Source organism: Microbacterium sp. CH-015, assembly GCF_049707015.1.
Classification (GTDB): domain Bacteria; phylum Actinomycetota; class Actinomycetes; order Actinomycetales; family Microbacteriaceae; genus Microbacterium; species Microbacterium aurum.
Genome location: NZ_JBNAFJ010000001.1, coordinates 15,484 through 26,935, shown reverse-complemented (window position 1 = coordinate 26,935; position 11,452 = coordinate 15,484). Strand labels below are relative to the sequence as shown.

The window sequence follows — 11,452 nt, the reverse complement described above, 5'->3', positions numbered from 1 at the left end:
TCCGCAGCCCGCCGCTTTCTCCCCCTTCCTGGTTATGACGACACCCACCGCGCCCCGTTACGCCGGGCTCGACGGCCTGCGCGCCGTCGCCGTGCTGCTCGTCGTGCTCTACCACCTGTTTCCGGCGTGGTTCCTGCACAGCGGCTTCGTGGGCGTCGACGTCTTCTTCGTCATCTCCGGGTTCCTCATCACGTCGCTCCTGCTGCGGGAGCGCGCGGCCACGGGGCGCATCGCGCTACGCGCGTTCTGGACCCGCCGCGCGCGGCGGCTGCTGCCCGCGCTCGCCCTCGTGGTGACGGTGAGCGCCACGCTCGCGTGGGTGATCGGCGGCGACGTGCTCGTGGGCCTCGGCCGACAGGTGCTCGGCGCGGCGACCTTCTCCTACAACTGGACCTCGATCGGCGCAGGCGCCAGCTACTTCGGCAGCGCCGAGCCCGAGCTGCTGCGCAACCTCTGGTCACTCGCCGTCGAGGAGCAGTTCTACGTCCTCTGGCCGCTGCTGCTGCCCGTGCTCCTCCTCGTGCGGAGGCCTTGGCTGCGCGCCCTGGTCGCTCTCGCGCTGGCCGCGGCATCCGCCCTCTGGGGCTTCGCCGTCGCGGGCGACGCGCTGACGCGGGCGTACTACGGCACCGACACGCACGCCTTCGGCCTGCTGATCGGCGTGGCCCTCGCCTTCGGCATGGGCGCGGGCGCGGGAGGACGGCGCCGCGCGACGGGATGGACCCGGGTCGGGATGCCGGTGGCCGGCGCCCTGGCGCTCGTCGCCCTCGTCGCGGTCGCGTCGGTCCCCGGTGGCGCGGACCTGTACCCCGCCGTTCCGCTGGCGGCGTCGCTCCTCACCGCGGTCGTCATCGCCGCGGCGACCGCGCCTGGCGCGTGGCTCGGCCGCGCCCTGGACGTCGCGCCGCTGCGCTGGATCGGCGAACGGTCGTACGGCATCTACCTGTGGCACCGGCCGCTCGTCGTGCTGGTGACGCTCGCGGCCACCGGCGCGTTCGTCGACACCGCGATCCCCGTGGCCGCGGGTCTCGCCGCGGGCGTGCTCACCCTCGCGCTGTCCGCCGTGTCGTACCGGATGCTGGAGCAGCCCATCCGCCGGCTCGGCTTCGCCGGCGCCGGGCGCGCGGTCATGGCCCGGCTGGGCTCCACGCCGGTGCGCCGTTTCGGCGCGATCGCCTCGCTCACCGCGGGCCTGCTCGTCGTGGGCGGGACCACCGCCGCGGTCGCCGCCGCACCGGCCGTCTCCTCGAGCGAGGCCGTCGTCGAAGCCGGCCGTCAGGCGCTGACCGCGGCATCCGTCGCCCCGGCGCCTCCGATGGGGGAGGGCGGCAGCGACGCCACGCCGGCTCCGGATGCCCCCGTCACCGCGGCCCCCGACGCGGCCGCCACGGATGCTGCCGACCCGGACCGCCTGAGCGGTGACGGCGCGGACAATCGGAGCGCTACCGGCGCGGACGGCCGGCCACGTCCCCCCGCACCCGCTGCCGTCGACGGCACCCGTGTCACGGCGGTCGGCGACTCCGTCATGCTCGCCTCCGCCGCCGGGCTCCTCGCCCGCCTGCCCGGCGTCCAGATCGATGCCGAGGTGTCGCGGTCGATGTGGGCGGGCGACACGATCGTCCAGCAGCTCGCGGCGCAGGGTGCACTGCGGGAGTACGTCGTCGTGGGCCTCGGGACGAACGGCCCCGTCGATGCGCAGGCGCTGCAGCAGATCTACGACGCGATCGGCCGCGACCGCACGCTCGTGTTCGTGAACGCCGCAGCGCCGCGCGACTGGATCGCCGGCGTCAACAGCGACCTCGCCGCCTTCGCCGCCACCCACCCCGGTGTCGTCGTCGCGGACTGGGCACAGGCCATCGCCCCGCACCCCGACATGCTCGCCGGCGACCGCATCCACCCCGGCCCTCAGGGCGGTGGCGTCTACGCCGACACCGTCGCCGCCGCGATCGACGGCGTCGCCAATCAGCGCGCCGAGGTCCGATACCAGGTCGAGCTCATCCGCTGGGCGGCCGATGAGGCGCTGCGCGCTGCGGGCTGACCCTTCCGGTTCGCGTCAGATCTTCTTCACGAGAGCCACCGACCGCTCCGTCGCGACGAAGCCCAGCCGCTCGTAGAGCGTGTTCGCTCCCGTGGGGCTCGCGGTGTCCACGTCGAGCACGGCCTTCGCCAGCCCGGCGTCAGCGATCGCCTGCAGCGCGCCCGAGATCACGAGCGGAGCGAGCCCTCGCCGGCGGTGCTCTCGTACGACGCCGATGAGATCGATGTACGCGTGGGAGGCGCCGAGCGTCGCCCAGTCGTCCTCGTTGACCGAGACGAGGCAGAACGCCGCGATCGCCCCGTCCGCGTCGACCACGAGCCGCGACAGGTCGGGGCGGAAGAACTCGCCGCCGACGAACTTCGCCCAGGTCTCCGGCTGGCTGTCGAGGCTCCCCCAGTGGTCACGGAACGCGTCGTTGCGCGCCTGCCGGGCGTCATCGTCACGATCATGCGTGTACGGCACGACGCTCATCCCCGCGGGCGGGGTCAGGGCACCGACCGGCTCGGACTGATCCCGCACCATGGACGAGAACCAGCGCTCCGCGCGGAAGCCGAGCCCCTCCGCGATGCGCCGGCTGCCGAGGTCCGTCTCCTCGGCATACGACTTCACCTCGGCCGACCACGTCGTGTCGGCCGTGTCGGCCACCGCACTCGCCGCCTCCGCGAGCTGCTGCAGCGCGCGCGACAGCTGCCAGCCGTAGATCCCCGCGCCGATGCCGTGCCGCCGCAACGCCGGCACGACCGCGCCGCCGAGGTTTACGGTGAGTGTGCCCTGGCGGGACGGATGCAGGAACGCGCTCCCGAACGCGACCGGCTCGCCGTCGACGCCGAACCCGATGATCGTGTCGCGGGTGTGGTCGATGTGCGGCAGGTCGAACGTGTCGGCGACCTCTTCCCGCGGCGTCGTCCACGTCGGGTGGTCGACGCGGTCGGCGGCGGCGAGCACGCTGTGGATCGCGTCGACATCGTCGGGCGTCGCCATCCGCCACACCGGCACGTCGCTGGTGGGAGGAAGAAGCGGAAGTTCTCCGGTCGCGTTTCCCGCGGCATCCGCCCCTCGCGCCATGGCGATCCGCTCGATCAGGCTCGTCTCAGTCACCTCGCCACTGTAGCTGGGTCGCCGCGCGCGGATCGCCCGCCCGGCGCCGGGTAGCCCCCGCCCGGGCATGCGAAAGGCCCGCCCTCGCTGTCGATGACAGCGCGGTGCGGGCCTTTCGCGTTCGGCGGGTGCCTTACTTCTCGACGGCGTCCTCGGCCGCAGCCTCGGCGGCCGCGCCCTCCTCCTGCGACTCGGCGCCGGCCTCGGCACCGGAGTCCGCAGCGGCGACCTCGTCGGCAGCATCCTGAGTCTCGTCGGCCTCGGTGACGGCCTCGGTGGCCTTCTCCTCGGCCTCGTCCGCGGCGGGAGCCGCCGCGGCGGCCGGAGCCGACTTCCCTTCGACAGGCTCAGGACGGCGCTTCGCGCTCTTCGGCTTCGGGTTCACCGGCTCGAGGACGAGCTCGATGACAGCCATGGGCGCGTTGTCGCCCTTGCGGTTGCCGACCTTCGTGATGCGGGTGTAGCCACCCTCACGCTCGGCGACCAGCGGCGCGATCTCCGCGAACAGGACGTGCACGACTTCCTTGTCACCGATGACCGACAGCACCCGGCGACGGGCGTGCAGGTCGCCGCGCTTGGCGAAGGTGATGAGGCGCTCGGCGAGCGGACGCAGGCGCTTGGCCTTGGTCTCGGTCGTCGTGATCGAGCGGTGCGTGAACAGCGCCGCGGCGAGGTTCGCGAGCAGCAGGCGCTCGTGGGCGGGGCCGCCTCCGAGGCGGGGACCCTTGGTGGGCTTGGGCATATCAGTTACTCCAGGTGGAAAGTGTCACAGAACCGGCGCGAACCGGATCAGATGGTCTCGTCGTCGTAGCCGCCGTAGAAGTGGGCGCCGTCGAACCCGGGGACCGAGTCCTTCAGCGACAGGCCCAGCGAGATGAGCTTGTCGCGCACCTCGTCGACCGACTTCTGACCGAAGTTGCGGATGTTCATCAGCTGCGTCTCGCTCAGGGCGACGAGCTCGGACACCGTGTTGATGCCCTCGCGCTTGAGGCAGTTGTACGAACGGACCGACAGGTCGAGGTCCTCGATGGGCATCGACAGCTCGCCCGAGACGACCTCGGCGACCGGCGCGGGGCCGATCTCGATACCCTCGGCCTCGACGTTCAGCTCACGGGCGAGACCGAACAGCTCGGTCAGCGTGCGACCGGCCGACGCGACAGCGTCGCGCGGGGTGATCGAGGGCTTGGCCTCGACGTCGAGCACGAGCTTGTCGAAGTCGGTGCGCTCACCGGCACGCGTCGCGTCGACCCGGTACGACACCTTCAGCACGGGCGAGTAGATCGAGTCGACCGGGATCTGACCGGCCTCGGCGTACTCGTTGCGGTTCTGCGTGGCCGAGACGTAGCCGCGGCCGCGCTCGATCGTGAGCTCCAGCTCGAAGCGGGCCGCGTCGTTGAGCGTCGCGATGACGAGCTCGGGGTTGTGTACCTCGACACCGGCGGGAGCGGAGATGTCGGCGGCGGTGACCTCACCGGCGCCGGTCTTGCGCAGGTACGCCGTGATGGGCTCGTCGCGCTCGGACGAGACCACGAGCTGCTTGATGTTGAGGATGATCTCGGTGACATCCTCCTTCACGCCCGGGATGGTGCTGAACTCGTGCAGCACGCCGTCGATGCGGATGCTGGTGACCGCCGCTCCCGGGATCGAGGAGAGCAGGCTGCGCCGCAGGGCGTTGCCGATCGTGTAGCCGAAGCCGGGCTCCAGCGGCTCGATGATGAACCGGCTGCGGAATTCGCCGATCTTCTCCTCGGTCAGAGTGGGACGCTGTGCAATGAGCACTATGTGTTCCTTTCCGTCACGTGCCCGCTATATGACACGTGCGATTAGCAAGAGATTTTGAGTTGTGTAAAGACGAACCGGACGGATGCCGCGACACGCGGCATCCGTCGGCGGGATCAGACGCGGCGGCGCTTGGGGGGACGGCAGCCGTTGTGCGCCTGCGGGGTGACGTCCGAGATCGAACCCACCTCGAGGCCGGCGGCCTGCAGCGAACGGATCGCGGTCTCGCGGCCCGAGCCCGGACCCTTCACGAAGACGTCGACCTTCTTGACGCCGTGCTCGGCGGCCTGACGGGCGGCCGACTCGGCCGCCATGCCGGCGGCGTACGGCGTCGACTTGCGCGAGCCCTTGAAGCCCACGCCACCCGAGGACGCCCAGCTGATGACGGCGCCCGACGGGTCGGTGATCGAGACGATCGTGTTGTTGAACGTCGACTTGATGTGGGCCTGGCCCAGCGCGATGTTCTTCTTCTCCTTGCGGCGCGGCTTGCGCGCGGCGGTCTTGGCCTGTGCCATGAGTCTGTTCTCCTAAACCTGTGAACCCGGGGGCCGCGCCTTAGCGCGCCTTCTTCTTGCCGGCGACGGTGCGCTTGGGGCCCTTGCGGGTACGCGCGTTGGTCTTCGTGCGCTGACCGCGCACCGGAAGGCCGCGGCGGTGGCGCAGACCTTCGTACGAGCCGATCTCGACCTTGCGGCGGATGTCGGCGGCGACCTCGCGGCGCAGGTCACCCTCCACCTTGTAGTTGCCTTCGATGTAGTCGCGCAGCGCGACCAGCTGGTCGTCCGAGAGGTCCTTGACGCGGATCGACTCGTCGATCTCGGTGGCCTTGAGGATCTCGACCGAACGGGTACGGCCGATGCCGTAGATGTAGGTGAGGGCGATCACCACGCGCTTGTCGCGCGGGATGTCAACGCCGGCAAGACGTGCCATGCGGTTTCTCCTAGGAGTACGTGGAGGTGTGGAGCAGGATCGGTGCCCGGGCCTCCACCCGGGGTGTCCCCCACCGCAGTGGGATCTGATCCTGCCTGTATGTATTGAGTTGTGGGCTTGCGGAGGTTTCGGCTCGCTCGCGAGGTTTCGACTCGCTTCGCTCGCTCAACCTTGATTCGGGATCGCATCAACGCTCGCTGACGCTCGCATTGATCCGACCCGAATCAACCCTGGCGCTGCTTGTGGCGCGGGTTGGACTTGCAGATGACCATCACGCGGCCGTGGCGGCGGATGACCTTGCAGTGGTCGCAGATGGGCTTGACGGAGGGGTTGACCTTCATGATGTTCTTTCGCTGTCTTCACCGGGCAGGCCGAAGCCTGGGGTGTTACTTCTCGACCGGTCTCAGCGGTAGCGGTAGACGATGCGACCCCGGGTGAGGTCGTAGGGCGAGAGCTCCACGACGACACGGTCCTCGGGGATGATGCGGATGTAGTTCTGCCGCATCTTGCCGGAGATCGTCGCGAGGACCTTGTGTCCGTTGCTCAGCTCAACGCGGAACATCGCGTTGGGCAGCGCCTCGGAGATCACGCCCTCGATCTCGATGACTCCGTCTTTCTTCGCCATACGCTCGCTTACGCTCGGCAGACCGGTCGGTCTGCGGTGGATGGGTTGTGGTGCGGCGACACGCCAATGAAGGCGCAAGGCACCAAAGATCTAGTGTACGTGATAGGTGCGCGTCCGGCAAACCGCCGGCATCCGCCCTCGTTCTTACTGGAAGAGCGTCGCGAACTGGCCCTGCGCGGGGATCGTCGAGTTCGCGATGACCTCGCCGTTGACGGCGAGGGTCGGCGTGCCGATGCCGCTGGACCCCGGCTGCACGGGCGTCTTCTGCGTCATCGCGCTGACGAACTGTGTGTACGTGCCGTCGGTGACGCACGAGTCGATGCCCGTGACGCCGACGCTGGCGGCGATCTCGATGATCTCCGCGTCGGTGAGGCCGGTGGAGTTCTCTTCGGGCTGCTTCGCGAACATGGCCTGCATGAAGGGCACCGCGGCATCCGGATCCGCCTCGGCGACGCAGTACATCGCGTTCGCGGCACGCGTGGAGAACTCGGTGCCCTGCGAGTAGCGGTCGAGGATGGCGATCGGGTGGATGTTGAGCGTGATCGTTCCGTCATTGACCAGATCGAGGATCTCTTCGCCGTACGCGTCCTCGAACTGACCGCAGATCGGGCACATGAAGTCGAGGTAGAGGTCCAAGGTCTGATCGCCAGCGCCGACGACGACGGCGCCCGTCTCCTGGTCGATGCCCGAGCCGCTGGGCGCTGTCCCTGGGTCGGTCGCGGCGTTGTTCATCCAGACCACGAGTCCGATCACGAGGGCGATGACGACGACGACCGCCACGCTCACCCAGATCGCGAACCAGTTCGTCTTGCCCGCCGCTGCCTGTGCCATTGCCCGCGCCTCTCTGGCCCCGGCATCCGCCCGCGCCATCTTCTATCTTCCCCCATCCGCGCCTATGCATTCCCCGTGAGCCCTTCCCCCGCGCCCGCCCGCGCGGTACGGATTCTCGCGAGACGGCACATTCGTGGCGAGACGGCATACGACACACCCCGTCTCGCCACAGATGCGCCGTCTCGCGCCGGAGCATCGCCTCCTCCACAACGCCCGAGGTGGCGAAGTTGTCCACGGTTGCGCTGTGACCCGCCCCACGGCGCGCGTCGGATATCCACACTGGCGGCATGCCCCTTCTGCTCCGCGATCGCGCTCAGCTCATCACGCCCACGACGCTGCTCACGGCGCGCGATGCCGCGGCTGCGGGCATACGGCCCACGCATCGCACGCACCATCGGGTGCGCGCCGGCGTGTGGACGTCGCTCGCGCACTGGCAGTCGCTGGCTCCGTGGGAGCGCTACGCCGCCCGCGTCCACGCTTACTTGCGCATCTGCCCGGACGCGATCTTGTGCCTCGAGTCCGCCGCGGTGATCCACGGCATCCCGCTGTTCGGTGAGGCTCGCGACATCCACGTCTACGATCCCAGCGCGACGAAGTCGACGCGTTTCGGCGACGTCGTCGTGCACGCCAGCGCCGATGCCCGCGACGTCGTCACTGTCGGGGGCATTCTCGTGACGAGCATGGTCGACACGGTCGTCGACCTGGCGCGCGTGCTGCCGCCGGCGCAGGCGCTGACCGTGGCGGATGCCGCGGTGTCCCCCGTGCAGGGCGGTGTTCTCCGCCTGGAGCAGCTCCGCGACCGCGCCGCCGGTCAGATCAACTCCCGGGGGCGCGCCCGCCTCCGCTGGGTGTGGGACCGCGTGAACGGCGTCGCGGAGTCACCGGCCGAAGTCGTCAGCCGCGCTGTCATCGAATGGACCGGATTCGAAGAACCGGTGCAACAGCCGGTCTTCCACTACGAAGGCCACACCGACCGCACGGACTTCGGGTTCCCTTCCAACCGGGCCCTGTGCGAAGCCGACGGGTGGGGCAAGTACGACCTCGATGATCCCGCGCGCGCCGAAGCGCACCTCCGCAACGAGAAGACGCGCGAGGATCGCCTGCGCCGCCACGGTCATCCGTTCGGGCGATGGGATGGCGCCGGCGCAACGAAGGTGACGCCGCTGGTGCGTGCGCTGCAGGCGACGGGGCTCCGCCCGTGCCACCCGGAGCAGCCCGCCATGCTCGCCACGCTGCGCCGCAGCCCGCGCACGCTGTAGCGCGCCGCCCGGCGAAACGGCAGATCTGTGGCGAGACGACATGCGTCGCGTGCCGTCTCGGCACGGATACCCCGTCTCGCGGAAGGCGCAGCGGGCGGCGGCAAGCCCGCGGCGCGCGGGGGTCAGGCAGGCGGGGTGGGGGTGACGCCGTAGGGAGCGAGGCCGGCGGCGCCCCCGTCGGCGGCGGTCAGCACCCAGATGCCCCCCTCGTGCACGGCGACGCTGTGCTCCCAGTGCGCGCCGTCGCTGCCGTCGACGGTCGTGACCGTCCAGTCGTCGTCCTCCACGAACGTCTCGTCCGAGCCCGACGTCACCATCGGCTCGATCGCCAGGCACAGGCCCGGCCGTACGGCGGGCCCGAGATCGGCCACGCGGTAGTTGAAGACCGTGGGACCCTCGTGCATGCGCCGCCCGATCCCGTGGCCGACGTAGTCGCGCAGGATGCCGTAGCTCACGCCGTCCGCAGCACCCGCCCGCTCGATCGACCCCTGCACCGCCTCGCCGACCTCGCCGACCCGCGCGGCGGACGCCAGCGCGGCGATGCCCGCCCACAGCGACTCCTCGGTGACGTCGGACAGCCGCTGCCGCGGCGCCACGACGCCCGGAGCGCCGCCGGGCACGACGAGCGTGATGGCGGAGTCGCCGTTCCAGCCCTTGAACTGCGCGCCCGCGTCGATCGAGACGATGTCACCGGGCTCCAGCACCCGCTCCCCCGGGATGCCGTGCACCACCTGGTCGTTGACCGAGATGCACGTCGTATGCCGGTATCCGCGCACCAGCTGGAAGTTCGACTCCGCGCCGCGCGCGGTGATGACGGCGGATGCCGCGGCATCCAGCTCTGCGGTCGTCACCCCGGGCGCGATCAGCTCACGGACGGCGTCGAGGGCCGCGGCGGTGATGAGGCCGGGCTCGACCATCGCGCGCAGCTGCGCGGGGGTCTTGTACAGCGAGCGCCGCAGACCCATCAGGCCGCCGGCGTGATGCCGCGCGCGGTCAGCGCGACGACGATCCGCTCGAAGACCTCATCGAGCGTGCCGACACCGTCGACCGCGTCGACGATGCCGCGTTCGCGGTAGACGTCGAGGATCGGCGCGGTCTCGGACTCGTAGATCGACAGCCGCTTCGCGATCGATTCCTCGTTGTCGTCGGCGCGGCCCTGCTCGGTCGCCCGCAGCGCAATACGGCGGATCGACTCGTCACGCGGCACCGACAGCTCGATGACCGCGGTCAGCGGCGCGCCCCGCTCGTCGAGGAATGCGTCCAGGTCGCCGACCTGGCCGAGGTTGCGCGGGTATCCGTCGAGCAGAAAGCCCTGCGCAGCGTCGTCCTGCGACAGCCGGTCGCGCACGATCTCGCCGGTCAGCTCGTCGGGAACGAGGTCACCGGCGTCGATGATCGCCTTGACCTGCCGCCCGAGGGGCGTCCCCTCCTTGACGTTCGCGCGGAACACGTCGCCCGTCGAAACGGCGGGGATGCCGTAGGTCTCGGCGATGCGCTCGCCTTGCGTGCCCTTCCCCGAGCCCTGCGGGCCGATGATCAGAAGCCGAGGCGCCGTCATCGCAGCAGCCCCTCGTAGTGACGCTGCTGCAGCTGCGCGTCGATCTGCTTCACCGTCTCCAGACCCACGCCGACGATGATGAGGATCGAGGCGCCGCCGAACGGGAAATTCTGGTTGGCGCTGACAGTCGCGAGCGCGATGAGCGGCAGCAGGGCGATGAGACCGAGATAGATCGAGCCCGGCAGGGTGATGCGCGTCAGCACGTAGTCCAGGTACTCCGCGGTGGGACGACCGGCACGGATGCCGGGAATGAAGCCGCCGTACTTCTTCATGTTGTCGGCGACTTCGACCGGGTTGAACGTGATGGCGACGTAGAAGTACGTGAAGCCGACGATCAGCAGGAAGTACAGCAGCATGTACAGCGGGTGGTCGCCCTTCGTGAGGTACGCCTGGATCCACGCCACCCAGCCGGGGATGTTGCCGTCGGCATCCGGAGTCTGGTTGAACTGCGCGATGAGCGCCGGGATGTACAGCAGCGACGAGGCGAAGATGACGGGCACGACGCCGGCCATGTTGACCTTGATCGGGATGTACGTGTTGGTGCCGCCGAGCGTGCGACGGCCCACCATGCGCTTGGCGTACTGCACCGGGATGCGCCGCTGCGACTGCTCCACGAACACGACCAGGGCGACGACGACGATGCCGACGGCGAGGACCATGAGGAAGATCTCGAAGCCGCGGGCCTGCCAGATCGACCACATCGCGACCGGGAAGGTCGCGGCGATCGAAGTGAAGATGAGGATCGACATGCCGTTGCCGACGCCACGCTCGGTGACGAGCTCGGCGAACCACATGATGAGGCCGGTGCCGGCGGTCAGCGTGATGATCATCAGCAGCTGCGCCCACCACACGTCGTTGGTCAGCAGGGCGTTGCACTCCGCGATGCCGGTGGTGCCGAACAGCTGACCCGAGCGGGCCACGGTGACGAGGGTCGTCGACTGCAGCAGCGCCAGCGCGATCGTCAGGTACCGGGTGTACTGCGTGAGCTTCGCCTGGCCGGACTGGCCCTCCTTGTACAGCGCCTCGAAGTGCGGGATCACCACGCGCAGCAGCTGGACGATGATCGTCGCGGTGATGTAGGGCATGACGCCCAGCGCGAAGATCGACAGCTGCAGCAGCGCGCCACCGGAGAACAGGTTCACCAGGGACAGCAGGCCCTCGCTGGCCGAGCCGGTCTGGTCGAGGCAGGACTGCACGTTCGGGAAGTTCACGAACGGTGCGGGCACGTGCGCGCCGAAGCGGTAGATGGCGATGACGCCGAGGGTGAAGGCGATCTTCCGCCGGAGGTCCGGCGTGCGGAAGACCCGCGCGATGGCGCTGAACAAAGAATCCTC

The 11,452-nt window shown here is 69.8% G+C and carries 13 protein-coding genes; 2 read left to right on the top strand and 11 right to left on the bottom strand.

Features of this window, described 5'->3' with window-relative positions; genetic code table 11:
• The first annotated feature begins 34 nt into the window (after nucleotides 1–34).
• Complete coding sequence (locus tag ACPYN4_RS00180; RefSeq protein ID WP_424445322.1) at nucleotides 35–2,038, top strand: acyltransferase family protein; 2,004 nt, start codon at nucleotides 35–37, stop codon at nucleotides 2,036–2,038.
• 15 nt (nucleotides 2,039–2,053) lie between these two features.
• Here ACPYN4_RS00180 and ACPYN4_RS00175 read toward each other — a convergent pair whose 3' ends face one another.
• From ACPYN4_RS00175 to ACPYN4_RS00140, 8 genes are all read right to left on the bottom strand, one after another.
• Nucleotides 2,054–3,136 (bottom strand): GNAT family N-acetyltransferase, encoded by a 1,083-nt coding sequence (locus ACPYN4_RS00175; RefSeq protein ID WP_424445321.1) that lies wholly within the window; start codon nucleotides 3,134–3,136, stop codon nucleotides 2,054–2,056.
• Nucleotides 3,137–3,269: 133 nt separating this feature from the next.
• On the bottom strand, nucleotides 3,270–3,878 hold the full coding sequence (rplQ, locus tag ACPYN4_RS00170; RefSeq protein WP_424445320.1) for a 50S ribosomal protein L17: 609 nt from the start codon (nucleotides 3,876–3,878) through the stop codon (nucleotides 3,270–3,272).
• 47 nt (nucleotides 3,879–3,925) lie between these two features.
• The gene (locus tag ACPYN4_RS00165) at nucleotides 3,926–4,915 is read right to left on the bottom strand and encodes a DNA-directed RNA polymerase subunit alpha (RefSeq protein ID WP_076691629.1); all 990 of its coding nucleotides are present in this window, start codon (nucleotides 4,913–4,915) and stop codon (nucleotides 3,926–3,928) included.
• Between the two features lie 116 nt (nucleotides 4,916–5,031).
• Nucleotides 5,032–5,430: a 30S ribosomal protein S11 gene (gene rpsK, locus ACPYN4_RS00160; protein ID WP_005050490.1), complete on the bottom strand. Its 399-nt coding sequence runs from the start codon at nucleotides 5,428–5,430 to the stop codon at nucleotides 5,032–5,034.
• A gap of 40 nt (nucleotides 5,431–5,470) precedes the next feature.
• A complete protein-coding gene (rpsM, locus tag ACPYN4_RS00155; protein ID WP_239281803.1) occupies nucleotides 5,471–5,845 on the bottom strand; it encodes a 30S ribosomal protein S13 in 375 nt (124 codons plus the stop codon).
• Between the two features lie 224 nt (nucleotides 5,846–6,069).
• Nucleotides 6,070–6,186, bottom strand: coding sequence for a 50S ribosomal protein L36 (gene rpmJ / locus ACPYN4_RS00150; RefSeq protein WP_005050492.1), 117 nt, complete (start codon nucleotides 6,184–6,186; stop codon nucleotides 6,070–6,072).
• A 62-nt stretch (nucleotides 6,187–6,248) separates the two neighbouring features.
• The gene (gene infA, locus ACPYN4_RS00145) at nucleotides 6,249–6,470 is read right to left on the bottom strand and encodes a translation initiation factor IF-1 (RefSeq protein ID WP_017201569.1); all 222 of its coding nucleotides are present in this window, start codon (nucleotides 6,468–6,470) and stop codon (nucleotides 6,249–6,251) included.
• A gap of 144 nt (nucleotides 6,471–6,614) precedes the next feature.
• The gene (locus ACPYN4_RS00140) at nucleotides 6,615–7,301 is read right to left on the bottom strand and encodes a DsbA family protein (RefSeq protein ID WP_424445319.1); all 687 of its coding nucleotides are present in this window, start codon (nucleotides 7,299–7,301) and stop codon (nucleotides 6,615–6,617) included.
• Between the two features lie 287 nt (nucleotides 7,302–7,588).
• Between ACPYN4_RS00140 and ACPYN4_RS00135 the strand changes: the two genes are divergently transcribed.
• Nucleotides 7,589–8,560 carry a hypothetical protein gene (locus ACPYN4_RS00135; RefSeq protein WP_424445318.1) on the top strand — a complete coding sequence of 324 codons (972 nt, stop codon included), beginning with the start codon at nucleotides 7,589–7,591 and terminating at the stop codon, nucleotides 8,558–8,560.
• Between the two features lie 122 nt (nucleotides 8,561–8,682).
• Here ACPYN4_RS00135 and map read toward each other — a convergent pair whose 3' ends face one another.
• Genes map through secY form a run of 3 tightly spaced genes read right to left on the bottom strand, consistent with a single transcriptional unit; the run spans nucleotide 8,683 to nucleotide 11,443 of the window.
• Entirely contained in the window at nucleotides 8,683–9,525 is an 843-nt protein-coding gene (map, locus tag ACPYN4_RS00130) for a type I methionyl aminopeptidase (RefSeq protein ID WP_424445317.1), read from the bottom strand.
• Entirely contained in the window at nucleotides 9,525–10,118 is a 594-nt protein-coding gene (locus ACPYN4_RS00125; protein WP_239281801.1) for an adenylate kinase, read from the bottom strand. Before ACPYN4_RS00125 ends, map begins: the two co-directional genes overlap by 1 nt.
• Complete coding sequence (gene secY, locus ACPYN4_RS00120; RefSeq protein WP_315549237.1) at nucleotides 10,115–11,443, bottom strand: preprotein translocase subunit SecY; 1,329 nt, start codon at nucleotides 11,441–11,443, stop codon at nucleotides 10,115–10,117. The genes ACPYN4_RS00125 and secY overlap by 4 nt, the downstream gene beginning before the upstream one ends.
• Nucleotides 11,444–11,452: the final 9 nt, after the last annotated feature.